The sequence below is a fragment of the Anaerorhabdus furcosa genome (genome assembly GCF_900167375.1).
In the GTDB taxonomy this organism is placed as follows: domain Bacteria; phylum Bacillota_I; class Bacilli_A; order Erysipelotrichales; family Erysipelotrichaceae; genus Anaerorhabdus; species Anaerorhabdus furcosa.
Map to the genome: position 1 here is coordinate 170,990 of NZ_FUWY01000005.1, position 22,772 is coordinate 193,761.

The 22,772-nt window shown below is 32.2% G+C and carries 28 protein-coding genes and 1 riboswitch; of the genes, 25 read left to right on the forward strand and 3 right to left on the reverse strand.

All coding sequences use genetic code 11. From position 1 onward, the window contains the following. The first annotated feature begins 3 nt into the window (after positions 1-3). From B5D14_RS09065 to B5D14_RS09080, 4 genes are all read left to right on the forward strand, one after another. The gene (locus B5D14_RS09065; RefSeq protein WP_078712311.1) at positions 4-1,638 is read left to right on the forward strand and encodes an oligosaccharide flippase family protein; all 1,635 of its coding nucleotides are present in this window, start codon (positions 4-6) and stop codon (positions 1,636-1,638) included. Positions 1,639-1,640: 2 nt separating this feature from the next. Further along, entirely contained in the window at positions 1,641-2,336 is a 696-nt protein-coding gene (locus B5D14_RS09070) for a pseudouridine synthase (protein ID WP_425351963.1), read from the forward strand. A gap of 68 nt (positions 2,337-2,404) precedes the next feature. After that, complete coding sequence (locus B5D14_RS09075; protein WP_078712312.1) at positions 2,405-2,824, forward strand: hypothetical protein; 420 nt, start codon at positions 2,405-2,407, stop codon at positions 2,822-2,824. A 58-nt stretch (positions 2,825-2,882) separates the two neighbouring features. Continuing rightward, on the forward strand, positions 2,883-3,416 hold the full coding sequence (locus B5D14_RS09080) for a hypothetical protein (protein ID WP_078712313.1): 534 nt from the start codon (positions 2,883-2,885) through the stop codon (positions 3,414-3,416). Here B5D14_RS09080 and ispH read toward each other — a convergent pair. Then, complete coding sequence (ispH, locus tag B5D14_RS09085; RefSeq protein WP_078712314.1) at positions 3,405-4,316, reverse strand: 4-hydroxy-3-methylbut-2-enyl diphosphate reductase; 912 nt, start codon at positions 4,314-4,316, stop codon at positions 3,405-3,407. The two genes, B5D14_RS09080 and ispH, sit on opposite strands and share 12 nt — an antisense overlap. A 56-nt stretch (positions 4,317-4,372) precedes the next feature. Between ispH and B5D14_RS09090 the strand changes: the two genes are divergently transcribed. Both B5D14_RS09090 and B5D14_RS09095 read left to right on the forward strand, forming a co-directional pair. Beyond that, positions 4,373-5,740: a DEAD/DEAH box helicase gene (locus B5D14_RS09090; RefSeq protein WP_078712315.1), complete on the forward strand. Its 1,368-nt coding sequence runs from the start codon at positions 4,373-4,375 to the stop codon at positions 5,738-5,740. Further along, positions 5,737-6,573 (forward strand): deoxyribonuclease IV, encoded by an 837-nt coding sequence (locus tag B5D14_RS09095; RefSeq protein ID WP_078712316.1) that lies wholly within the window; start codon positions 5,737-5,739, stop codon positions 6,571-6,573. Before B5D14_RS09090 ends, B5D14_RS09095 begins: the two co-directional genes overlap by 4 nt. Before the next feature lie 66 nt (positions 6,574-6,639). On the opposite strand, the gene B5D14_RS09100 is transcribed toward B5D14_RS09095, so the two are convergent. Both B5D14_RS09100 and ispG read right to left on the reverse strand, forming a co-directional pair. After that, positions 6,640-7,482 (reverse strand): Cof-type HAD-IIB family hydrolase, encoded by an 843-nt coding sequence (locus B5D14_RS09100; protein ID WP_078712317.1) that lies wholly within the window; start codon positions 7,480-7,482, stop codon positions 6,640-6,642. Further along, entirely contained in the window at positions 7,479-8,543 is a 1,065-nt protein-coding gene (gene ispG / locus B5D14_RS09105) for a flavodoxin-dependent (E)-4-hydroxy-3-methylbut-2-enyl-diphosphate synthase (protein WP_078712318.1), read from the reverse strand. The genes B5D14_RS09100 and ispG overlap by 4 nt, the downstream gene beginning before the upstream one ends. Positions 8,544-8,668: 125 nt before the next feature. Between ispG and rpmG the strand changes: the two genes are divergently transcribed. The 19 genes from rpmG to B5D14_RS09200 all read left to right on the forward strand — a co-directional run. Continuing rightward, positions 8,669-8,821: a 50S ribosomal protein L33 gene (gene rpmG / locus B5D14_RS09110; RefSeq protein WP_078712319.1), complete on the forward strand. Its 153-nt coding sequence runs from the start codon at positions 8,669-8,671 to the stop codon at positions 8,819-8,821. 41 nt (positions 8,822-8,862) lie between these two features. After that, a complete protein-coding gene (locus B5D14_RS09115; RefSeq protein WP_078712320.1) occupies positions 8,863-9,462 on the forward strand; it encodes an MBL fold metallo-hydrolase in 600 nt (199 codons plus the stop codon). 71 nt (positions 9,463-9,533) lie between these two features. Next, entirely contained in the window at positions 9,534-10,511 is a 978-nt protein-coding gene (locus tag B5D14_RS09120; RefSeq protein WP_078712321.1) for an ATPase, T2SS/T4P/T4SS family, read from the forward strand. After that, a complete protein-coding gene (locus B5D14_RS09125) occupies positions 10,504-11,475 on the forward strand; it encodes a type II secretion system F family protein (RefSeq protein WP_159443771.1) in 972 nt (323 codons plus the stop codon). The genes B5D14_RS09120 and B5D14_RS09125 overlap by 8 nt, the downstream gene beginning before the upstream one ends. Before the next feature lie 7 nt (positions 11,476-11,482). Further along, positions 11,483-11,776: a competence type IV pilus major pilin ComGC gene (comGC, locus tag B5D14_RS09130; protein ID WP_078712323.1), complete on the forward strand. Its 294-nt coding sequence runs from the start codon at positions 11,483-11,485 to the stop codon at positions 11,774-11,776. Beyond that, complete coding sequence (locus tag B5D14_RS09135) at positions 11,754-12,086, forward strand: type II secretion system protein (protein ID WP_078712324.1); 333 nt, start codon at positions 11,754-11,756, stop codon at positions 12,084-12,086. Before comGC ends, B5D14_RS09135 begins: the two co-directional genes overlap by 23 nt. Next, positions 12,073-12,300 (forward strand): hypothetical protein, encoded by a 228-nt coding sequence (locus tag B5D14_RS09140; protein WP_078712325.1) that lies wholly within the window; start codon positions 12,073-12,075, stop codon positions 12,298-12,300. The genes B5D14_RS09135 and B5D14_RS09140 overlap by 14 nt, the downstream gene beginning before the upstream one ends. Then, positions 12,264-12,656: a hypothetical protein gene (locus B5D14_RS09145; RefSeq protein ID WP_143254421.1), complete on the forward strand. Its 393-nt coding sequence runs from the start codon at positions 12,264-12,266 to the stop codon at positions 12,654-12,656. Before B5D14_RS09140 ends, B5D14_RS09145 begins: the two co-directional genes overlap by 37 nt. Further along, positions 12,649-13,035 (forward strand): hypothetical protein, encoded by a 387-nt coding sequence (locus B5D14_RS09150; RefSeq protein WP_078712327.1) that lies wholly within the window; start codon positions 12,649-12,651, stop codon positions 13,033-13,035. Before B5D14_RS09145 ends, B5D14_RS09150 begins: the two co-directional genes overlap by 8 nt. Before the next feature lie 4 nt (positions 13,036-13,039). Continuing rightward, positions 13,040-14,278 carry a S41 family peptidase gene (locus B5D14_RS09155; RefSeq protein WP_159443773.1) on the forward strand — a complete coding sequence of 413 codons (1,239 nt, stop codon included), beginning with the start codon at positions 13,040-13,042 and terminating at the stop codon, positions 14,276-14,278. A gap of 65 nt (positions 14,279-14,343) precedes the next feature. After that, positions 14,344-14,904, forward strand: coding sequence for an elongation factor P (efp, locus tag B5D14_RS09160; RefSeq protein WP_078712329.1), 561 nt, complete (start codon positions 14,344-14,346; stop codon positions 14,902-14,904). 105 nt (positions 14,905-15,009) lie between these two features. Further along, positions 15,010-16,764, forward strand: a complete 1,755-nt coding sequence (locus tag B5D14_RS09165) for a flavocytochrome c (RefSeq protein WP_078712330.1) — start codon at positions 15,010-15,012, stop codon at positions 16,762-16,764. A gap of 89 nt (positions 16,765-16,853) precedes the next feature. Continuing rightward, positions 16,854-16,972: riboswitch (FMN riboswitch) on the forward strand. A 76-nt stretch (positions 16,973-17,048) separates the two neighbouring features. Next, positions 17,049-17,651, forward strand: a complete 603-nt coding sequence (locus B5D14_RS09170) for an ECF transporter S component (protein ID WP_078712331.1) — start codon at positions 17,049-17,051, stop codon at positions 17,649-17,651. Positions 17,652-17,721: 70 nt separating this feature from the next. Beyond that, positions 17,722-18,555, forward strand: a complete 834-nt coding sequence (locus B5D14_RS09175) for a hypothetical protein (RefSeq protein WP_078712332.1) — start codon at positions 17,722-17,724, stop codon at positions 18,553-18,555. Next, complete coding sequence (cmk, locus tag B5D14_RS09180; protein ID WP_078712333.1) at positions 18,555-19,214, forward strand: (d)CMP kinase; 660 nt, start codon at positions 18,555-18,557, stop codon at positions 19,212-19,214. The genes B5D14_RS09175 and cmk overlap by 1 nt, the downstream gene beginning before the upstream one ends. A gap of 15 nt (positions 19,215-19,229) precedes the next feature. After that, positions 19,230-20,537 (forward strand): ribosome biogenesis GTPase Der, encoded by a 1,308-nt coding sequence (gene der, locus B5D14_RS09185; protein WP_078712334.1) that lies wholly within the window; start codon positions 19,230-19,232, stop codon positions 20,535-20,537. A gap of 5 nt (positions 20,538-20,542) precedes the next feature. After that, complete coding sequence (locus B5D14_RS09190; RefSeq protein ID WP_078712335.1) at positions 20,543-21,544, forward strand: NAD(P)H-dependent glycerol-3-phosphate dehydrogenase; 1,002 nt, start codon at positions 20,543-20,545, stop codon at positions 21,542-21,544. An 87-nt stretch (positions 21,545-21,631) separates the two neighbouring features. Next, positions 21,632-22,459 (forward strand): prepilin-type N-terminal cleavage/methylation domain-containing protein, encoded by an 828-nt coding sequence (locus tag B5D14_RS09195; RefSeq protein WP_078712336.1) that lies wholly within the window; start codon positions 21,632-21,634, stop codon positions 22,457-22,459. 97 nt (positions 22,460-22,556) lie between these two features. Continuing rightward, a partial coding sequence (locus B5D14_RS09200; protein ID WP_342585677.1) for an HTH domain-containing protein occupies positions 22,557-22,772 on the forward strand: 216 nt, incomplete at its 3' end.

The window sequence follows — 22,772 nt, forward strand, 5'->3', positions numbered from 1 at the left end:
CGTATGACACAAAGACAAAAGCAATCCTTTATGGCAGGTGCTTTAACGAGCTCTGTTGGAATATTTATATCAAAAGCTATTGGACTATTTTATATAGTTCCTTTTAGTGCGATGGCTACATCAAGTAACATGGTTTTTTATAGTCAAGCATATACTTATTATGAATTATTGCTAAATATCTGTACTGCGGGATTTCCTTTTGCAATTGCTGCACTTGTTGCTCGATATGCCAACAAGAATGATTTTAAAACAGTAATGTTAGTTCGTAAGTTATCGATGTCCTTGATGTTAGCATCAGGATTTACAGTGGCAATTGTATTTGGCTTATTGGCATCACCACTTGCAAAGGCAAGTCTTGGTCCACAGGCTCCAATTGAGGACATTAAAATACTACAAACATGTTTTATTATTTTAACGCTTGCGATTGTATTGGTTCCGTTTTTAAGTGTATTTAGAGGTTTTTATCAAGGTCTAAAAGAATTAAAAGTATATGCAGTATCTCAAGTTATCGAACAAGTAACACGAGTTGGTACACTTTTAGGACTAGGTGCATTCTGTATTTATATTTTGAAAATGGATAGTATTTATGCAATTTATATGGCAGTTGTAGCTACATCGATTGCTGCATTAATTGCGATTGTTTATTATTATCGATTTGATCGTAAAAATATTGGTGATTTAAATCGTGCAGCACGTTACCAACAAGAACCAGCTGTTCCTGTAAAAGAATTACTTAAAGAATTATTAATGTTTGGATTACCTTATTTACTTGCTTCTGTATTGGGTAATAGTATGAGTATAGTAAATAATATGTTTTTTATGAATGCTGTTAAGGCAACACCAGAAACTTATAACTACTTTACTGATGTTTTGGGAATTATGCAAACAAATTGTAATAAGTTGACATCGATACCGCAAGTACTTGCGATTGGATTTGGTGCGGGAATTGTACCTTATCTTACTATTTCACTAGAAAATAAAAATTGGAAAGAATTACAAAAAAATGTATTAGATTGTTTGGATACTGTTCTTTATATTGGGATGCCACTATTTATTTGTTTATTAGTACTTGCTGAACCAATTTATTATGTAATGTATGGTACAGATAATTTGGCAATTGGAACTGAAGTATTGAGATGGAGTAGTGCTATTTCAATTACAGGAACACTATCTCCAATATGTAGTTCAATGATGATGACATTACGTTTAAGAAGACAAAGTATATTTTATCTCTTTGTAGGATTTATTGTTAAGTTTGTATCGTTCTTTATATTAATTGATATGTTTGGATACTCAGGTGCTTTAACATCAAGTATTCTAACTTCATTTGTAGTTATCTTTTTAAATCTACAACTGATTCAAAATAAATATCATGTTCATTATGGTAGAACATTCAAACGATTCTTTAGAATATGTCTTTGCTTATTTGCGATGAATGGATCTTTTGCATTACTTCAAATGACAGGATTAAATGCTGTTGGACAAGGCCGATTAATGGGAGTTCTTATCTTGGGAATCTATGGAATTGTAGGTATGGGTGTTTATTATTTTACAAGTGCATGTTTGGGATTACCAAAAGCGATTTTAGGATTAAATTTAACGCAAGTGATGAAGAAAATATTAAAGAAAGGTAAATAGAAATGATGAGATTAGATAAATGCTTATCCCATCTAGGATATGGTTCAAGAAAAGATGTAAAGAAAATAATAAGAAGTGGCGAAGTAAGTATCAATGGAATTGTATGCAAAAAAGAAGATACTAAGTTTGATGAAAATAAGGATGAACTAATGATTCAAGGAGTTGAAATTGTTTATCAAAAATTTGTTTATATCATGTTAAATAAGCCACAGGGAGTAATTAGTGCAACAGAAGATGGATTACATGAAACTGTATTGAATTGTATCCAGGATACAACAAAAGGGCTCTTCCCAGTTGGAAGACTTGATATTGATACAGAGGGTTTATGTTTAATTACCAATGATGGTCAATTAGCACATGAATTGTTATCTCCAAAGAAACATGTTGATAAAACATATTATGTTGAGATAAGTAATCCACTAACAAAAGAAGCGTTACAAGAAATTGAAAAAGGAATAACTATTGATGGTGATGAAAAATGCAAACCAGCAAAAGTTAAACAACTGGATGATCATGCAATAGAACTTACAATTACTGAAGGAAAATTTCATCAAGTCAAGCGAATGATGATTGCGTGTCAATCAGAAGTGACTTACTTAAAAAGAATCAGTATGGGTAATCTTAAACTTGATGAGGAATTGGAATTAGGCCAGTGGCGATACTTAACAGATGTTGAGTTAGAGAATTTAAGACAATAAAAATAATGTTACTTCAAAAGTAGCATTTTTTTCTTTTTGTGTCATAATTTAAAAACAGGAGAATTGTTATGAAAGAATTAACTATAAAAGAAGCAGAATTACTTGGAATTAAAATGAAAAACCATCAAATGGATAATGGAGAAAAAAGATTTCGTTTAATTCAAGATTCAGGTAGTTCATATATTTGTACAGTATCATCTGATGAATCTGGGTGGCAAAATAGCCATGTGCACAATAAGAAAAAAGAAGTTTACTTAGTTGAAAAGGGATGTATACTAGTCGCTAAATTTATGAATGACAAAGTTGAAATTCAAAAATTATATCCTGATGAAATGGTATCTATGTCGATAGGTGTGCCTCATAATATTTATATGTGCGCAAATACTGTATTGCATACGATTAAGTATGGAACAAGTGAGGAGGATTGGAACGCTTGTGTTGAATTGGATGAGAAATTGATATTAATTAATTTAAGTAGCTATATGTAGTGTTGTTGACAAATAATCTGTATTAACTGATAATGAGACTAAAGAAAGAGGATGCATTATGAAAATAAGTAGAAGAAGTATTTCGATTGTTTATCTTGTGCTACTTGTCATTTGTTTAATGATTCTTGTTATTGGCTATCCAATTGCGATAGAACAGTCTTTGAAAAATTATGATATTAGATTTTCGCTATTTCTTTCCTGGATGATTATCCCATGTATCCTTGTATTGGTTGCGTCATTAATTACTGTAATTACAGGATTAAAATTTACATTACTTTCTAAAAAATTGATGATTGGTATTCGCTTTGTATCGTTATTTATTTTAGTTATCTATATAACGATGGTTGTCTCCGCTTTGTTTTTTAAAGCAGGTAGTTTGATTGGTAATTTTATTTTGATTATGATCTACTTTAAATCACTTTTTGTCTTAATAGGAATTGCATTTAATGCTACTTTTTCATTTGATGATAAGAAAAATAGGAGTGAAACAGTAGTGATAAATGAAGATGTACCTGTGATGGATGCGATGATTGAAGAAGTTCAATCTGACAATGAAAAAGAATCATCAACTGATGATTCTTTAGTCCAATAGGTGATCAATATCAATCGCAAGATGTAATAATTCATTTGTCTTGCTATAATGTTTTAATACTTCAATTACTTGGTTAGTTAGGTATGTTGGTGTGCTTGCACCCGATGTAATTGCGATTCGATCGCATCCTTCTAACCAATTTTTTTGTATCTCATTGGAAGTTTCAATGAGATGAACTTGAGGAATACCATTGAGTAGAGCAATCTCTTTTAGTTTGTTGGAGTTGTTTGATTTAGGGTCACCAACTACAAATAAACAATCTGTATCCGTTAACTTCTCAATCGCTTCTTGACGAATACGAGTTGCGTTGCATATTTCATCCAATACGATAATGTTTGGATATTTTTCTTTGCAAGCTTCAATGAGTGTGTAGATTTCTTTAATACTCATTGTTGTTTGGTTTGTGATCATGACTTTTGAGAAAGTTGGTAGTTGTTGTATATCATCAAGAGTTTCTACAAAATGAACGTGTCTTGATATAGCAATCACTGCTTCTGCTTCAGGATGGAATTTCTTACCAATATAGATGACTTCATAATCTTGGTCTAAATATTCTTTCACAATCACTTGTGTTTTTGTTACATCATCGCAAGATGCATTAACAACAATTAGATTTTTTTCAATCGCTTTTTGATAAACTTCGTCACTGATCCCATGCGCTGTAAAAATAACAACACCTGAATCAATCTTATCTAATAACTCCAAACGAGTTTTTCCTTTTTCTTCTACGCATTGTATGCCAAGTTTTTCACATGCTTCTACAACGTACTTGTTGTGAACAATCATACCAAGCATAGTTATCTTTTCATTCGGGTATTGTTTCGCTGTTTGTTTGGCAAGATTGATTGCTCGTACAACGCCTTTGCAATAACCTCGGGGTGTTACAGGGATAATTTCCATTTCACAATTCCTTTCTATGCTTAAAAATAGTATAATACACATGGAAGGATGATTCTATGAAAACATATCAAGATTTTAAATTTAATGAAAAGACAAAAGAGTTTATACGCCTAAACGGCTTTGTGGAACCAACTCCAATTCAAAATGCTGTTATTCCTATGGCTATCAAAGGGAAAGATATCGTTGCAATTTCTGATACCGGTACAGGTAAAACCCATGCATTTTTAATTCCTTTAATGGAAAGAGTGGATACAAGTCAGCAAATAGTTCAAGCAGTTATTACTGCACCAACAAGAGAATTAGCAATGCAAATTTTTAAGAATGCAAAAGTAATGATGGAAGCTGATCCAACACTACGTGTTAAGCTAATTACAGGTGGTATTGAACGTAGTAAGATGGCAGATTCAATTAAGCAACAACCACATATTGTTATTGGTACACCAGGTCGTATCAAAGACTTGTTCTTAGAACAATCAGTACTCCGCGTGGATACTGCTTCAATTTACGTTGTGGATGAAGCAGATATGACATTGGAATATGGCTTTTTGGATGATGTTGATGCAATTTGTGGCCGTATGAAAGATCATTTACAAATGATGGCTTTTAGTGCGACAATTCCCAATGCATTAAAACCATTCTTAAAGAAATACATGAGTGCACCACAAACGATTCATATGAAAGATGCACATGCATCAAATCCAAAAATTGAGCATGTGTTAATCCCATGTAAACACAAGAGTTATGGTGAAACATTACTCGATATTATGCCAGGATTTATGCCTTATGTATGCTTAATATTTGCGAACACTCGCGATGATGCCGGTGAGGTTGCTGCTTTACTTCGTAAGAATGGTAAAACCATTGTAGAAATCCATGGAGGTCTACAGGCACGTCAAAGAAAACAAGCAATGAAACAATTAGAAAGTTCTGAGCGCAGTTATGTTGTAGCGACAGATATTGCCGCTCGTGGACTGGATGTTGAAGGAATTACCCATGTTGTTTCTCTAGGGTTCCCTAGTGAATTAGATTTCTATATTCATCGCTCTGGAAGAACAGGAAGAGCAGGAAAAGAAGGTACTTGTTTTGCCTTGTATAAAGAATCTGATGAAAAAGCGATTCGTACATTAAGAGAAAAAGGAATTCATTTCGAACATCGTAATTTTAAGAATGGCTCATGGCAAGAATTAAAACCATTTGGCCAAAAAATGATTACGAAGAATGATGTTCGTGAAAAAGAAATAGCTAAAACATTAACACGTAAGAATGAAAAAGTAAAACCTGGATATAAAAAGAAAAAGGCAGAAATGGTAAAGAAAATCAAACAAAAAGAACGTCGTGACCATATCCGCAATGAAATCAAAGAGCAAAGAAAAGAAAGATATAAAACTGCTCAACGCCTAAAATCAAAAGGTATCATTGAATGATAATTGGATCACATGTTTCTATGAGTGCACCAGATTATCTTTTGGGATCAGTTAAAGAGGCTCTAAGCTATGATGCAAATGCACTAATGGTTTATACTGGGGCACCACAAAATACAATTCGTAAAAGTGTTTCATCATTAAAAGTTGACGAAGCTAAGAAGTTAATGGAAGAGCACCATTTAACAATGGATAGAATGGTTATTCATGCTCCATACATAATTAATTTAGCTAATACAGTGAAACCAGAAACTTATGAATTAGCTGTATCATTTTTAAGACAAGAGATAGATCGTGTACAAGAAATTGGTGCTAAATATTTAGTACTACATCCAGGATCTTTTGTAGCAGCAACCCTTGAAGAGGGGATTGCTTCAATTATAAAAGGATTAAATGAAGTTGTGAAAGAAGATGATGATTTAGTTATTTGCCTTGAAACGATGTCTGGAAAAGGAAGCGAAGTTGGTTTTCTTTTTGAACACATTAATGAAATATTAGATCATGTTCATTTTCCTGCAAAATTTGGTGTATGCTTAGATACTTGCCATATTCATGATGCAGGTTATGATGTGTCTTCAATTGATGATGTATTGAAAGAATTCGATAAGATTATTGGTTTAGATAAACTTTATGTTATCCACTTGAATGATTCTAAGAATATCAAGGGTGCCAAAAAAGACCGACACGCAAATCTAGGTCAAGGTGAAATTGGTTTTGAAGAATTATATCGTGTTGCCCACCATCCATTGTTGGAAGATAAAATTAAAATTTTAGAAACACCTTGGATTGATGATCAACCACCTTATAAAGAAGAAATTGCATTATTACGTAAATAGACACTTCGGTGTCTTTTTTTAATGCAGTAGAAGACAATTAAACATAAAAAAAGCAGGATATCCTGCTTATAAGTTAAATAATTCTTTTAATTTCTTGGCAACGCCATCATTGATATTGGTATCAATAGTGCAGTGAGCAACTTTTTTTGGGTTTGGCATTGCATTACCCATGGCACAACTTAATCCAGCAATTTCTAACATGGATAAATCATTTTCACCATCTCCAAAGGCTACCATTTCTTTAACAGGGATTCCTGTCATTTTTTCTAAGTCATACATGGCTTGTCCTTTACTAATACCAATACGGACGATTTCAAGCCAAGCAGGGTTTACTAGAAAGGTATCATATTTTTGTAATTCTAGTAATTCATTGGCGAGAGCTTTAAGTGCTTCTGGTTTACCAAGGCAACAAATTTTAGGTAAATCAGGTAAGTCAATCAAATCTGTTATAAAGTTCATCTTATAACGTTTGCTTTGATTAATTAGTGATTTTAGACTATAGACACCAGTTAGTAAGAGTGCAAATACAATATTTTTCTTAGGTAATAAAATATAGGCGTGAGTTTCATAGAATAATTCAGTAATTACACCATGTTGTTGTGCAATAGTACATAAGAGTTTGAAATCTTCTTGATTTAACTTCTCTTTTTCAATAACTTGACCTGTAGCACAGTTACGAATATATTGCCCATTCATTCCTACGAAATATCCATTGTATTTTTCTAGTTCTAATTCTTCAATGAATTTAATGCAACCATAATAAGGTCTACCTGAACAAATAGAAAAACGGATTCCTTTTTTTTGAAGTTCAAGGACTGTGTTTTTTGTTTCTTCACTTATTTGGCTAGAGCCATTTAATAATGTCCCATCTAAATCAGATAGAACTAATTTATACTGGTTGTCACTCATTTTATCTCCTCGACCATGTTTAATATTTCTTCTTTTAGTGTTTTAACTAATTGGTCTTGAGGAACCGTTTTTATAATTTTACCTTTTTTGAATAGAATTGCACCATCTTTTCCTCCGGCAACCCCAATATCAGCACGAGATGCTTCTTGAGGACCATTAACAGGACAACCCATGATAGCAACTTCGATGTTTGAATGAATTGTCATCAAGAATTCTTCAATCTCTTCAACTATTGGGATCATATCATATTGAATACGACCACAGGTTGGGCAAGAGATTAAATTAGGCACTTTATCGATTAAATTGAATGCACGTAGCAGTTGTTTTCCAATAAATAATTCATTTACAGGATCACTACTTACCGAAATTCGAATTGTATCACCAATACCATCATGTAATAGGGCTCCAAGAGCAGCACTTGATTTTATGGCTGAAATATTAAATGAACCCGCTTCGGTAACTCCTAGGTGTAGTGGATAAGGGAATGTCTTGGCAGCTAATCGATAAGTATCGATTGTTAATGGAACATTACTTGACTTAAATGATAAACATATATCATAGAATTCTAATTCTTCTAAAATTTCTACATGTTTTTTAGCACTTTCAATCATAGCTTCAGCACATGGTTTTCCATACTTTTCTAAGACTTCTTTTTCTAAAGATCCACTGTTGATACCAATACGAATAGGGACATGATGTTCTTTACACTTTTCTACTACTTTTCTTACGTTTTCTTTTGAACCAATATTTCCAGGATTAATGCGGATTTTATCAATCCCTTGTTCTATAGCAATAAGAGCAAAGTTGTAGTTAAAATGAATATCTGCAACTAAAGGAATCGTGGTTAAAGACTTGATTTCACGTATTGCTAGGGCATCTTCTTCATCTAGAATAGCCATACGAACAATTTCACACCCTGCATCTTGTAGTGCATTGATTTGTTTAACTGTGGCTTTAACATCCTTTGTTTTTGTATTTGTCATTGATTGCAACAAGCATTTGTTTTGACCTCCAAGTTGTAAATTACCGACATGGAGTACTCGAGTTTCATATCTTTTCACTCTTTATTCGCCTCGCTTTCGCTAATTATTATACCATGAAAATGACTAGAAAAAGGGTTTGAGGAAATACTTGGCTTTTTTTTTAAGATATGCTATACTTGTAAAGCATTATTAGGAGGATTATCATGCCAAGAGAGAATATTACTTTCAAGTGCTCTGAATGTGGTGAAGAAAACTATATTGGCACTAGAAACAAACGTAAACAAACAGAAAAAATGGAAATTCAAAAATACTGTTCAGTTTGTAGAAAAAAGACTTTACACAAGGAGAAAAAATAAGAAAAACCTTACTTTGAGGTTTTTTTTATACTGAAAAAACAATGGAAAAAATACTTACAGCCGTAGTCGGCATTTATCAAACGAATTGCTATTTATTAAAAGATAATGGACATGTTTGCATTATTGATCCAGGTAAAAAGGCAGAACGTATCATCAGTATGATTGATGAAAATGAAATTGTCGATGCAATTTTATTAACGCATGGACATTTTGATCATATTGGTGCAGTAGATGATTTAGTAAAGCAATACAATTGTCCTGTCTATGTTCATGAAGCAGATAAAGAATTATTAATAAATTCATCAATTAATACAGCATCAGGTATGATTGCAACTGTAAATAGTCCAGTTTTACTCTTTCATGAGGGGAAAATGGAAATTGGGCAATTTTGCTTTGATATTATTTTTGCACCTGGACATACTGAAGGATGTACATTGATTCAATACAAAAATCATTTATTTACTGGAGATGTCTTATTCTTTGAAGGAATAGGGCGTACGGATTTATATGGTGGAAATATGAGTAAGATGAGACAAAGTTTGAGAATAATCCAAACAATGGATTCTGCACTTATTGTTTATCCAGGACATGGTCCAACGTCAACAATTGAACATGAATTACAATGCAATCCATATTTTTGATGAAGTAGAAATACTTCATCTTTTTTTTAGGAATTTTTAGTATTTCTAGCAATATATAAGTAGGTGATGTCATGGAAAAAAGATTGGAAGAGTTACTAACGATTGCGATTCATTATGGTACAAGTGATATTCATTTTTCAGTATTTGATGAAGAAATAAAAATTGAATTTCGATACAAAGATAAGTTAGTTCAGTTAAAAAAACAAGAAGATGATTTACCTTTTTTTAGGTATTTACAATACAAGGCAAATCTTGATTTAGGGAATTCATATTTACCTCAAACAGGAAGATTTGATGTCATGATTCAAAATGAAAGAGTATCACTTCGCTTTGCAGTGATGAAAAGTTATCGCATGACAAGTGGGGTTTTACGTATATTAAATGCGCAAAATAGAATTGATTTATTAAGTTTAACATATGATCAAAATGTAATTCGAATATTCAAGTCTTTGGAGAATCATCGTAGTGGTTTGTTTGTGTTTAGTGGTCCAACAGGTTCAGGGAAAACAACAACACTCTACACCATCATGAATCAGATTAAGAATAAAAAGATATACACATTGGAAGATCCAATTGAAGTTTATAGTAAAAACTTTGTTCAACTACAGATCAATGAGAAACAAGATTTAGGTTATAGTCAAGGAATCAAACAATTATTAAGACATGCACCAGATATTATTATGATTGGTGAAATTCGTGATGAAGAAGCAGCTAAAATGGCTTTGAGGTGTGCTCTAACAGGTCATTTAGTTTTAACTAGTATTCACTCAAGTAATTGCTTTTTAGCGATTGAGAGGCTAATAGAACTGGGTGTAAGCCGATATCAATTACTCGATGTATTAATTGGTATTAGTAATCAAAGACTCTACTCATCAATTAAGAATCAATCCAAAGTAGGAATATATGAAATACTTACAAGAAAGGGGATAGGTGAATATTTTAAAAATGAAATACCCAAAGATTTTATACCCATTCAATATGCCATTAAACAAGCAATCCAAAAAGGACTCATCTCAAGTACAGAAGCCATCAAAGACTTGGATGAATGATCAAGACATTGAAGGACTATGTGTCCTTGTTAATTCTAACTTTTCATTTCAAGATGCTTTGCGTTTACTAAGAGATAATAGAAATGAAAAATGTTTTAATGGCTTACTTTACCACTTAGAAAAAGGTGAAGAAATTGAGCAGTTTCTAGAATTGTACTTCCCAAAAAAATACTGCATTTACTTAAAACCATTTAGTTTATTTCTACCATTTGTTAGAAGTCTTACACTTACACGAGGATGTATTCATGATGAAAAGGAGTATCGAGTAAACACTCTTAAAGAATTACTATATCCCTTGCTTTTATTTGTTGGAACATGGCTTGGTTTATCCGTATTTACTTTTCTTTGCTTTCCAACATTAATCTCGCTATTTCATAATTTTTCTATGGACTCAAATTTCTTATTGGTGATTCAGATTGTTTTCAAAGGTATCTGCATTTGTCTTTTCATTCTTATCATAAGTAGTTGTATTTTGGTATTGTTGTGTAGAAATAAACATTGTCAACTTATCTTCTATGATTTTATTTGTAAAGTATCGAAACATAATTTTATTAAGTTATATCAAAGTAGTTTATTTGCTAGGTTTTATAAACAATGCATCGTAAGTGGGATTAGCACTAAAGAATCACTTCAATTGCTTCAAACAATAGAGCTGCATCCGATACTTAATTTGATATGCAAAACAGTTGAGAATGATTTAATAAAAGGAATACAAATTGAAAAAGCATTGCAAAATAATTATCTTGATCGAACATTAATTCAATACATGAAAGTAGCGATTTACTCCTCTACCATGGATGAAATGTTGAATGGTTATATAAAAATAAATGAAGCAAAAATGAAAAGAAGTATAAAGCGATTTGCGAAAGGATGCCAACTTGTAAGTTATGGTTGTATTGGTTTCATCATAATTATTGTTTATCAAATATTGATTTTACCGCTTACACTGATGGCGCAGATGTGAGGTAAATATGAAAAAAGGTTTTACATTATTAGAAATGATTATTGTTGTTTCGGTTTTATCAATTCTATTTCTTTTGGCGGTTCCAAATATTCAAAAAGTAATGAAAATTGTGGATGATAAAGGATGCAATGCAATGCTAAAGGTAGTGGACTCTGCCATTCTTCAATATCGTTTAGATTATGAACAATATCCAAATGATATTTTTGATTTAGTAAATGCGGGTTTAATGAATGAAGAACAAATTCAATGTTCAACAACACAAAGTGTAGGCATATCCAATGGACAAGCAGTATTACAATAGAGGATTTACCATGGTAGAAATGATTTTGGTTTTATTTATCATTTCTTCAGTATCCATCTTAGTCTTACCACTTTTACGACTGCCTAATATGGAAGATATGCAGTTTGCAAATGAATATTTAGTGCAACAATCAGAATGCATTAAAATGAATAATCAACAAGAATATCAAAGTGAAATACAGGCTAATTATCCTTATCCCATAATCTTTAACTATAAAGGGAATGTTCAAATGGCACAAACCATAACATTTCCAAGTAAGCATACTCAACTAGTAAGTCAATTAGGAGGTGGTCGAATTGAAATCAAATAACGGTTTTATTTTGATTGAAGTTAGTTTGTGCATTACGATAACAATGATTATTGTTTGTTTGGTATTTGGTGTAAAGCAACTTGAAGTAATGCATCGATCTTCACTGGATTTATATAATGAAGAAGATGAAAATCGATACATTCAAATTCTAAGAAATAGAAATGAGTGTGAAATAGAATGTACAACAAAAGAGGAAATACAACCGTTGACTTGATGATTGGATTATTAGCAGCAACAATGTTGATTCCAATTATTTATACTTCATTTCGTCTGTTGACAACACATCAATACTTCAATGATGAAGCACAAGATGAAATAGCATTAAACCAACTTAGAAGAACTACATTTCTTATGGAATCAAAAGAGGTAATCAATGGCATCTTGATTGGACAGTACAGTCAAGAAAATGTTGAGTTTATAACCAAAAATAACCACCTTTACATGACACCAGGAACACTTATTTTTTTTACAAATCTGGATGAAGGATATTTTATAAAAGAAAATGGTTTGATTTACTATGAATATCTTAGAAAAGGAACAGTTAGAAAACGAGTGATAACCAATGAATAAGAAAGGATTTATAAGTGCTATTTTTCTTTGGTATTTTGTTTTGATACTTACCCTTATTGGATATATCGAATCACAATTTCAATCTCGTATTCAGGTATATCTAAATATGAAGGAAGCTAATTGTATGATGGATATTGAAGTTAAGATAATTGATTGGTTGCGTTGTGAAATTAAAAATAATCGATTTTTAGATGGAGATTACATTGTTGATGGAATTAGTTTTCAAGCAATCAAGAATCTAAATCGTATTGAAATCTATCTACACCACAATACATTAACGTATTTAGAATATTCCTTAAATATGTTTGAAGCAGAAGTTCAGTGTGAAGTGGAGATTGCAAATAATGAACAACAGTCTTATCATAATGATGAGGTGTGAGAAGATGAAGAAAATAGTAGCCATATTATTTGTAGGAATGATGTTATTAACGACAGTAGGGTGTCAAAAGAAAGAAGAAAACATAACTTATCAAAGCCCAAGAGAAGAAGATTTGATAACAATGGTAAAGACATTGGATTCAAAACACAAAAATCTTTACGCTAAGATATCAAAAGAAGAGTTTCAAGTTGAAGTAGATAAAATCAAGGAAAATCTTGAGAAAATGAGTGAAGCAGAATTTTATTATTCATTGTGTCATTTATTAACACTTGTTGGTGATGCTCACACATCGATTGGATATTCTCAATCGAAATATAGTTATGAACAAGGGTTGCCATTTGCCATAGCTAAATTTGAAGATGGTTGGCGTGTGATGATACTTGAAGAAGAATACAAAGATTATTTAGGGTATAAAGTTGTTGGAATTAATGATGTAACAATTGATGAAGTTTATGAAAAATCAAAGACAATTATTCCTCATGAAAATGATGCGTGGATTGATTCAAATTTTTCAAATACAATTAATTTTAAAGAAGCATTAGAATATTTGAAGATTGTACAAAAAGATGAGGATATAATCTTAAAACTTAAAGGTGATGACCAACAAGAAATTCAGATTCCACTTAGAGGATTGACAGAGGAAGAAATAATGTCGATTCCTCTTGCAAGATTTGAAAGGGAACAAACACCAACGACTTATGTTACACAAGATATTTATCGTTTTTTACCATTGTCCAATGAGACTTTATTTATTCAATATAATTCTTGTCAAGAAGATCCAAATTTATCCATGAAAGAATTTACTAAGCAAGTTAAAACAGAATTAGAAGCGAATCAATATAAAACCATTGTGATTGACTTAAGATACAATTCAGGAGGAAATTCTTCTGTAATTAATCCTTTATTGACTATGCTAAAGGATAAAGAGGTAACCTTTTATACATTAATCGGACCTAATACATTTTCATCAGGAATTATGAATGCAATTGATACGCAAGAATCATTAAATAGTACGTTGGTAGGATTACAAACAGGCGGTAATGTGAATGGTTATGGGGAAATTAAATTTGTACAAATGAAAAATGAGCCATTTAGTTATACTTATTCTACAAAGTATTTTGAGTTAATTAAGGGGTATGATAAAGATTCACTTTATCCAGATATTGATATTGCACAAAACTATGAGTCTTACCAAAAAGGTTTAGACGCAGAGGTAGAATGGATACTTGCGAATAACCAATAATTTAAGGGTTTTCGTTGACAAAACGCTCTATTTCCTTACAATAGAAGGGTAGGAGTGTGAACAGTATGATTATTGTAAACGATTTAAAACCAGGAACAACATTTGAAAACGAAGGTAATATATACGTAGTTATTGATATTGCGCATAATAAAACTGCAATGCGTCAAATGATTGTAAAAGTAAAAGTTAGAAATTTAAGAACAGGTGTTATCAACGAATTATCCTTCACAGGTGGAGATAAAGTTGAACAAGCACATATTGAAAAGAAAGAAATGCAATATCTATATGATAGTGGTGATGCTTTAGTATTTATGGATACATCAACATATGATCAAATTGAAATTGCAAAAGATAAATTAGAATGGGAAATGAAATTCCTAAAAGCTAATGACAATGTAAATATTTCAATGTATGAAGGAGTTGAAATCTTAGGATTAATTCTTCCTGATAAAGTTGAATTACGTATTGTTGAATGTGAACCAGCAGTAAAAGGAGATACAGCAACATCAGCATCAAAGAATGCTGTTGTAGAAACTGGTCTTGAAATAAGAGTTCCATTGTTTATTGAACAAGATGAAATGGTACTTATTAATACATCTGACGGAAAATATTCAGGACGTGCATAAAACAGAAGACGAAGAAATTCGTCTTTTATTTTTTCATTTTTTCGTTGTGAAAATGTTGACAATACTTTTTGTTTCTATATAATTGAAAAAGTATTGGAGGATATGATGAAAAAATACATGAAGTTTTTGTTAACATTAGTGTTAGCATTTGGCATACTAACGGGGTGTGCAAAGAATGAATTCAAAGGTGGAACTTTTACAGGTGAAGAAAAAGGGTTCTCATCAACAATCAAAGTTGAAGTAACAATTTCTAATGACAAAACAATTGAAGCAATTAATATTGTTGAATCTGCAGAATCTGCAGATATTGGAGAAGTTGCATTACCAATTATGATTGAAAAAGTTTTAGGATCACAAAGTGTTGATGTTGATGCAGTATCTACTGCAACAATTACATCAGATGCATTCTTAGTTGCAGTTACAAAAGCAATTGAATCATCAGGGTTAAAAGTATCAGATTTAAAAGCAAAAGAAGCTGGTGCTGTTGAAAAGAAAGAAGAAACATTAGATGCTGATGTTGTTATCATTGGTGCAGGTGGTGCAGGGATGACTGCTGCTATTACTGCTGCTAGTGAAGGGAAATCAGTAATCATTATTGAAAAAGCTCCTATTGTAGGTGGTAATACATCACGTGCAACAGGTGGTATGAATGCTGCTGAAACTAAATATCAAGAAACTGCTGGTATTGAAGATAGCGTTGAATTATTTGTAGAAGATACAATGAAAGGTGGCTATGAAAAGAACAATAAAGAATTAGTTCAAACTATGGCTGAACAATCTGCTTCTGCAATTGAATTCTTAGATTCAATTGGAGCTCATTTAAGCGATGTAGGTAAAGCTGGTGGAGCAAGTACAAATCGTTCACACCGTCCAGTTGATGCAGAAGGAAAAATCTTATCTGTAGGAAGCTATTTAGTTCCAATTTTCGAACAAGCTGCAAAAGATAACAATGTAACATTCTATATGGAAACTGAAGCAACTGAAATCATGATGAATGAAGGAGCTGCAGTTGGAGTTAAAGCTAGTTCTGCTAATACAGACTATACAATTAATGCTAAAGCAGTTATCTTAGCAACAGGTGGTTTTGGTGGTAATCTTGAAATGGTTGAATCATATAAACCTGAACTTAAAGGTTATGTAACAACAAATGCTTCTACAATTACTGGAGATGGTATTAAAATGGCTGAGGCTGTTGGAGCTAATCTAGTTGATATGGCTGAAATTCAAATTCATCCAACTGTTGTTCAATCTAATGGTGCATTAATCACTGAAAGTTTACGTGGAGATGGTGCAATTTTAGTTAATAATGAAGGCAAACGTTTTACAAATGAAGTATTAACTAGAGATGTTGTTAGTGCAAACATCATTGCTGAAGAAGGAAGTGCTGCTTGGTTAATCGTTGATCAACAAATGTTTGATGATTCAAATGTAATTCAAGGTTATGTAAACAAAGGTTACATGATTCAAGGTGATACAATCGCAGACCTTGCTAAGGCAATGGAAGTTGATGAAGCTACATTACAAGAAACTATTGATAACTGGGTAGGTATGGTTAAAGCTGGTGAAGATACAGACTTTGGACGTGATGACTTAGCTACAGTTAAATATGACTTAAGCAAAGCTCCTTATTATGCTGTTAAAATTGCTCCAGGTGTTCACCATACAATGGGTGGTGTCGAAATTAACACAAATACTGAAGTAATCAACAAAAATGGAGAAGTTATTCCTGGTTTATATGCTGCAGGTGAAGTTACTGGTGGTGTTCATGGTGGTAACCGTTTAGGTGGTAATGCTGTTGCAGATATTATCGTATTTGGACGTATTGCTGGACAAAACGCTGCTACTTACGTAAGCAAATAGTTTAATTATCAAGACTGGAGAAATCCAGTCTTTTAATTTACTTAGGGTAATACTAGACAAATAATGGTCATTGTCTTACACTATAGATGATAAAACTTCAGGGCAGGGTGTAATTCCCGACCGGCGGTAAACCCCGCGCGCCAATGATTGGCATGAACTGGTGAAATTCCAGTGGCGACAGTAAAGTCTGGATGAAAGAAAGTTTTCTTCTTTTAGTTAGCCGTCCTAGGGTTTTGTTGAAAACCTTTTTCTTTTGGAAAAATGTCATAGAGGAGGATTTACACATGACAACACGAAAAGTATTCAACATTAAAACCATGGCAAGAATTGCAATTCTTGCGGTCATTGCATTTATTTTGATGTATTTTGATTTTCCGATTCCATTTATTGCTCCAGGATTCTATAAAATTGATTTAAGTGAGGTAGCAGTATTGGTAGGGGGATTTTCACTTGGACCTTTAGCAGCGATGCTAATTGAAGGATTAAAGATCATACTTTATATGTTATTTAAACCAACAACAACAGCTTATGTTGGAGAATTTGCTAATTTTATTATAGGATGTGCACTAGTAATACCTGCAAGTGCAATTTATTTTAAAAATAAATCAAAGAAAAGTGCTTTACTAGGATTAGTTGTTGGGGGTATTGCAATGCTAATAGCAGGGCTATTAATGAACTATTTTGTATTAATACCAGCTTATTCATTTTTCTTCAATATGGACTTAAACATGATTGTAGATATGGGTCATGCGATTGTGCCATTCATCAATGATAAATTAACTTTTGTTTTATTTGCAACAACACCTTTCAATCTAGTGAAGGTCATTGTTGTATCAGGTTTAACAATGCTACTGTATAAACATATATCACCATTATTAAAGAAATAAATGATTTGAAAATTTTTCAATGATTATGCGTCATTTATGGTATAATAATCATGATTACAAGGAGGCTTTTATGGGAAAGTATTCGCGTACAGCAAAATATCAAGAACTTAGAGAACACTTGCAAAATGATGCAGAGGGTCAAATAGATTCAAAGGATTTATCACAATTTACAGAACGTTTAAGTAAGATTGATAATGTTAATCTTGGAACTAGACCTAGTCATGAGCCATTATTAAAACAAAATGAGTATTTAGACTCACATGATGCAATTAGTGAAAAAGAAGAAATTGCTACTTTTAATAATGAATATTTGGATGAATATATCCAAGAAGTAAAACAATACAACAAAGATAAAGGAAGAATGTTAAATGATGATACACAAATCAACATTTTAAAAGAGCTTAGAGGCGATAAACCGAAAGCTTCTTTAGAAGAAGTTGCAAGTTATCCAACACAAGATTCTTTTGCTAGTCGTTTTACTGAAGTATCAGAAGAAACAACAGATATTCCATTTCTTCAACAAGATACAAAGATGAATACACAAATTTCAATGGAATTAAGTAAAATGCTCAATGAGGAAGATTATCCATCAACAGAGTACGATTCTGACAAATATGTTGCAGTCGATGATGAAGATGACGATGATTATACTCAAGTCTCTTTACCATTTAACCTTGAAGAGAAATTTAACCGCGAGAAATCTGAAAGAGAACGTTTAATGGAAGAAACTTCTAAAATGAAAGTTCAATTGGATCATTATCGTGGAAATCTAGATCAAATGGAAGAAAGAGTCAATAATTCGAATCGTATCCTTAACTTCATCTTAGTTATTTTGATTTTGGCTTTATTGGTTGTTATTGGAGTAGTTGGGTATTGGTTATTATTAAGTAGAGGAATTATTTAGTGAAAATTAATATTGCTATTGATGGACCAAGTGCTGCAGGTAAGAGTACAATTGCAAAGTTGTTGGCGAAGAAATTGAATTATTCACATTTAGATACAGGAGCAATGTATCGTTGTGTAGCTTATAAAGTTTTAAATATGGGAATTCAAATTGATGATGAACCAAAAATTATAGATGTAATTAAAAATACAGATATTGAACTTAGACCAGATGGAACAATTTATCTTGATGGTCAACAAGTAACAAATGAAATACGTACAAATGAAGTTTCTATGGGTGCTAGTGATGTATCAAAACTTGAACAAGTAAGAAAAGAATTAGTTCATAGACAACAAGAAATGGCAAAATCTAAAGGTGTTATTATGGATGGACGCGATATTGGTACGGTAGTTTTAAAGGATGCAGAAGTTAAAATATTTCTAACTGCTTCAGCAGAAGCGAGAGCACTTAGAAGACATAAAGAAAACCTGGAAAAAGGGTTAGAATCAAATTTAGAAGAACTTACAAAAGAAATTGAAGCACGTGATTATCAAGATAGTCATCGTGAACATAGTCCTCTTAAAAAAGCGGATGATGGAATAGAAGTGGATACTTCTAATTTATCAATTGATGAAGTTGTAACTAAAATTGATGAAATTATTCAAAGTAAATTAGTATAGAAATGAGGTTTTGAAATGATAAATGGGATTGTTGCAATTGTAGGTCGTCCCAACGTAGGGAAATCAACAATCTTTAATCGTTTCATTGGAGAAAGATTATCGATTGTCGAAGACACACCTGGCGTTACAAGAGACCGTATTTATGGAAAAGGTGATTGGCTCACAAAAGATTTTCGCGTTATTGATACAGGTGGAATCCAGTTATTGGATCAACCATTCCAAGAAGAAATAAAAGCACAAGTTGAAATTGCAATGGAAGAAGCAGATGTCATTGTTTTTGTTGTGTCTGGAAAAGAAGGTATTACCAACGATGATGAATACATTGCAAATATGTTAAAACGTCAAACTAAACCAGTGGTTCTTGCGGTTAATAAAATTGATGATTCATCTAAAATTGAAAATATTTATGAATTCTATAATCTTGGTTTAGGAGATCCACATGCAGTTAGTGGTGTCCATGGAATCGGTATCGGTGATGTTCTTGATGAAGTTATTGGATTATTTCCAACTAAAAAAAGAGAAGATTATGAAGGTTATATAAAATTTGCATGTATTGGTCGACCTAATGTAGGAAAATCAAGCATAGTGAATGCGATTTTAAATGAAGAGAGAGTAATTGTAAGTGATATTGAGGGTACAACGCGAGATGCAATAGATACTCCATTTACAAAAGATGGCGAAGACTATGTCATTATTGATACTGCAGGTATCCGTAAAAGAGGTAAAGTATATGAGAATATTGAAAAATATTCTGTGCTTCGTGCGATGTCTGCAATTGAACGCTGTGATGTTGTTTTATTTGTTATTGATGGTGAAAAAGGAATACTTGAGCAAGATAAGCATGTTGCAGGTTATGCACATGAAGCAGGGAAACCAATTATCATTGTCTATAATAAATGGGATACCGTTGAAAAAGATGATAAGACAATGAATAAAGTAAAAGAAAAGATTCGCGATGAATTTATTTATTTAAGTTATGCGCCAATTGTTTTTGTTTCAGCAAAGACAAAACAAAGAATTCATGATTTGCTTCCAATGATTCATGATGTATATCGCTTTAGCCAACTAAGAATTGCGACGAATGTATTAAATGAAGTTATTATGGATGCACAAATGATGACACCAGCACCGGCAATTAATGGTAAACGTTGTAAAATATTATATTCTACTCAGGTATCAGTAGCTCCACCAACATTTGTGTTGTCAGTGAATGATCCAGAGTTATTGCATTTCAGTTATAAACGTTATTTAGAAAACAGATTAAGAGAAGCATTTGGATTTGATGGTTCTCCAATCCGTATTATTGCAAGAGCAAAAGGGTAAGTAAGATGAAAGTATGCGTATTAGGAAGTGGTAGTTGGGGAACTGCCTTAGCACAAGTTTTAATTGACAATCACGTCGATACAATTATTTGGGGAAAAGATGAAAATGAAGTAAATGATATCAATCTTCAACATAAAAATACTAAGTATTTTGGTGATGATGTTATTTTAAATGAAAAGTTAATCGCAACAACTGATATCAATTGTGTACGCGATGCAGATTTAGTTTTGCTTGCAGTTCCATCTATTGCGATTGAATCAGTATGCAAAATGATTAATCCATTACTAGAAAAACAAGTTATTGTTATTAATGTAGCAAAAGGATTCCATCCTGAAACACATGAAAGATTATCGGTAGTTATTAAACGATTTATGGATCAAAGTAAACTTAAAGATGTTGTTTCCTTAATTGGTCCATCACACGCTGAAGAAGTAATTCAACGTTTGCTTACTACCGTGAATGCAGTTTGTGAAAATGAAGAGTCAGCAATTTTAGTTCAAAAGTTGTTCTCAAATGATGTGTTTAGAGTTTATCGTAATACAGATGTTGTGGGTGCTGAAATTGGTGTAGCTTTAAAAAATGTTATGGCACTTGCAAGTGGGGTTTTATCTGGACTTGATCAAGGAGATAATGCTAGGGCAGCTCTTATGACAAGAGGTCTTGCAGAAATGTCACGCTATGGTATTGCGCAGGGAGGAAGACCTGAAACTTATCTTGGGTTAACGGGTGTTGGTGATTTAATTGTTACCTGCACTTCACATCATTCTCGTAATTTCCAAGCAGGATATCAAATCGGTAAAGCAAATTCTGCAACTGATTTCTTGATGAATAATCACAAAACAGTTGAAGGTGTTAAGGCTGCAAAAGTAGTTTATGAAGAAGCACAAAAACAAGGAATTGAAATGCCGATCACTGAAGAAGTATATAAAGTACTTTATGAAGATAAAAAACCAAGTGAAGCAATTCGTGATTTGATGTCACGAGAATTAAAATCAGAAGAAAACTAAACTTGAATAGATATTATTCAAGTTTTTTTTTAAAATCAATGTTGAAATGGTATACTATAGGTGTCAAAAAAATATATAGAGGTGGATATGAAGAAGAGAGTTTTATTAGTGAGTGGGTTCACATTAATAGAGCTAATCGTAGTTATTGCGATATTAGCTGTTTTGGGGTTACTTATAGCACCTAAAGTATTAGGGGCAATTGAGGAAAGTCAAAGAGTTGTATGTTCAAATAATTTAAATTTGGTTCATCGTGCATATTTAGCAGCTCGTGCTAAGGATGAAAATGTATCAATGAAAACTGTCATTGTGAATGCTGATGGAGAATATTTTTCTGGAATAGCTGAGTGCCCTAAATACAAGACAACATATAAAGCTGTTTATCTTGATAATGTGTCTTGTTTGGATCATAAAATTAGTACAGTAGGAACTTTGTCAGAATATGATTTGTACATTATGGATAAAATGGATAGTCTATTAGAGAATATCGATAAATGTTTAGCAATACAAAAAAAAGAGGATAGGAATAAATGTTTATCAGATGCTACAGGTGGTGTAATCGTTAGTGATAATGGAGTCAGAAATGATACAATGCGTGACGCTTTATTAGCGCTTTATGGTGGTACATGGCCAAAATTGGATGATAATATTTTAAAGGCAGCAGGAATAAATACGAATGGGAAAACTTATTACTATCAACCATTCTTTACAACAGGAACTAATGTTGAAATATTATTTGCTAGTGAAAATAGTGGGGCTGATAAAAATTGGAATAGTCAATTGTTCTTCTTTGAGGGAACATGGTATAAATCAAGTAAAGTAACAGGGGGTTTCTTACCAGACTTAGCAAATAAAACAGCAGCACAAATTAGAGAATTATTTAAAAATCAAAATGAGTTTACAGTTGTGAATTACTAAAAAAGAGTATCAATAAACTATACCCCGTAAGGAAGACACTAGATAAAAAGTGACTACCTTACGGGGTTTCAGTATACTTTAGAAGAGGAAAGAAAATATGGGAAGAAATTATTTTAGTAAAGAACAAATAGAAGAATTAAGAAAAAGCAAGTATGTAAAGAAAATCAGTGAAGCAAATGTACGATTTACAGATGATTTTAAGAATGAATTTACAGGTTTACTCAATACAGGAGCATCACCAATAGAAGCACTAAACAAATTAGGAATTAGCCCCAAAATATTAGGACCAAAGCGAGTTGGTTCATTGACAACT

Excerpts from the sequence above, each read along its gene's own strand:
- B5D14_RS09070 (WP_425351963.1), top strand. The coding sequence starts at position 1,641 with ATGATGAGATTAGATAAATGCTTATCCCATCTAGGATATGGTTCAAGA.
- B5D14_RS09145 (WP_143254421.1), top strand. The coding sequence starts at position 12,264 with ATGTACAACAAAAGAGGAAATACAACCGTTGACTTGATGATTGGATTA.
- B5D14_RS09155 (WP_159443773.1), top strand. The coding sequence starts at position 13,040 with ATGAAGAAAATAGTAGCCATATTATTTGTAGGAATGATGTTATTAACG.
- efp (WP_078712329.1), top strand. The coding sequence starts at position 14,344 with ATGATTATTGTAAACGATTTAAAACCAGGAACAACATTTGAAAACGAA.
- ispH (WP_078712314.1), bottom strand. The coding sequence starts at position 4,316 with ATGGAAATTATCCCTGTAACACCCCGAGGTTATTGCAAAGGCGTTGTA.
- B5D14_RS09095 (WP_078712316.1), top strand. The coding sequence starts at position 5,737 with ATGATAATTGGATCACATGTTTCTATGAGTGCACCAGATTATCTTTTG.
- B5D14_RS09075 (WP_078712312.1), top strand. The coding sequence starts at position 2,405 with ATGAAAGAATTAACTATAAAAGAAGCAGAATTACTTGGAATTAAAATG.
- B5D14_RS09080 (WP_078712313.1), top strand. The coding sequence starts at position 2,883 with ATGAAAATAAGTAGAAGAAGTATTTCGATTGTTTATCTTGTGCTACTT.
- B5D14_RS09190 (WP_078712335.1), top strand. The coding sequence starts at position 20,543 with ATGAAAGTATGCGTATTAGGAAGTGGTAGTTGGGGAACTGCCTTAGCA.
- der (WP_078712334.1), top strand. The coding sequence starts at position 19,230 with ATGATAAATGGGATTGTTGCAATTGTAGGTCGTCCCAACGTAGGGAAA.
- B5D14_RS09090 (WP_078712315.1), top strand. The coding sequence starts at position 4,373 with ATGAAAACATATCAAGATTTTAAATTTAATGAAAAGACAAAAGAGTTT.
- rpmG (WP_078712319.1), top strand. The coding sequence starts at position 8,669 with ATGCCAAGAGAGAATATTACTTTCAAGTGCTCTGAATGTGGTGAAGAA.
- B5D14_RS09135 (WP_078712324.1), top strand. The coding sequence starts at position 11,754 with ATGGACAAGCAGTATTACAATAGAGGATTTACCATGGTAGAAATGATT.
- B5D14_RS09115 (WP_078712320.1), top strand. The coding sequence starts at position 8,863 with ATGGAAAAAATACTTACAGCCGTAGTCGGCATTTATCAAACGAATTGC.
- B5D14_RS09125 (WP_159443771.1), top strand. The coding sequence starts at position 10,504 with ATGAATGATCAAGACATTGAAGGACTATGTGTCCTTGTTAATTCTAAC.
- B5D14_RS09195 (WP_078712336.1), top strand. The coding sequence starts at position 21,632 with ATGAAGAAGAGAGTTTTATTAGTGAGTGGGTTCACATTAATAGAGCTA.
- B5D14_RS09120 (WP_078712321.1), top strand. The coding sequence starts at position 9,534 with ATGGAAAAAAGATTGGAAGAGTTACTAACGATTGCGATTCATTATGGT.
- B5D14_RS09065 (WP_078712311.1), top strand. The coding sequence starts at position 4 with ATGACACAAAGACAAAAGCAATCCTTTATGGCAGGTGCTTTAACGAGC.
- comGC (WP_078712323.1), top strand. The coding sequence starts at position 11,483 with ATGAAAAAAGGTTTTACATTATTAGAAATGATTATTGTTGTTTCGGTT.
- B5D14_RS09150 (WP_078712327.1), top strand. The coding sequence starts at position 12,649 with ATGAATAAGAAAGGATTTATAAGTGCTATTTTTCTTTGGTATTTTGTT.
- B5D14_RS09100 (WP_078712317.1), bottom strand. The coding sequence starts at position 7,482 with ATGAGTGACAACCAGTATAAATTAGTTCTATCTGATTTAGATGGGACA.
- B5D14_RS09175 (WP_078712332.1), top strand. The coding sequence starts at position 17,722 with ATGGGAAAGTATTCGCGTACAGCAAAATATCAAGAACTTAGAGAACAC.
- B5D14_RS09170 (WP_078712331.1), top strand. The coding sequence starts at position 17,049 with ATGACAACACGAAAAGTATTCAACATTAAAACCATGGCAAGAATTGCA.
- B5D14_RS09165 (WP_078712330.1), top strand. The coding sequence starts at position 15,010 with ATGAAAAAATACATGAAGTTTTTGTTAACATTAGTGTTAGCATTTGGC.